1 protein-coding gene is annotated in these 420 nt (G+C 60.0%); it reads right to left on the reverse strand.

Annotated elements, in window-relative coordinates; genetic code table 11:
• A partial coding sequence (locus K3G63_RS22610; RefSeq protein WP_220616418.1) for a hypothetical protein occupies nucleotides 1–334 on the reverse strand: 334 nt, incomplete at its 3' end.
• Nucleotides 335–420: the final 86 nt, after the last annotated feature.

Below are 420 nucleotides of genomic sequence, written 5' to 3' on the forward strand. Positions count from 1 at the left end.
GGGCCGAACCACCGGCAGCCCACGATGCCAGCGCCTCGGAGAGCCTAGGTCCGAGTTCATAGGTAGACCGCTCGGCCACGACCGGAGTGGGGATGATTTCCCCTCGCTGCCGTTTCTTCATGGCATCGTAGGCTCGCACATGGGCTTCAAGGACCACGAGGGCGGCCCTCTGAAACTCCGGCGAGGATTTACTTAGGTAGATGCCACGCGCTTTCAGGGCGATGTTAGTCTCGGGATAGACTATCTTGGGATCACGCCGGGCGTAGGCGGCACGAAACTCGTCTTCAAACACCGGCAGCAGTTCACCGTACATGTGTGCATGATCGGCCGACATTCCGATCTGAGTGATTGGTGTCTCCGCCACTAGGTCGGGCCACTCCGCTCTCTGATGAGGGGTTTGCAGATGACGCCTCCGGTCAT

Origin of the sequence: Hymenobacter sp. HSC-4F20, from assembly GCF_019599275.1 — a bacterium.
Classification (GTDB): Bacteria; Bacteroidota; Bacteroidia; order Cytophagales; family Hymenobacteraceae; genus Hymenobacter.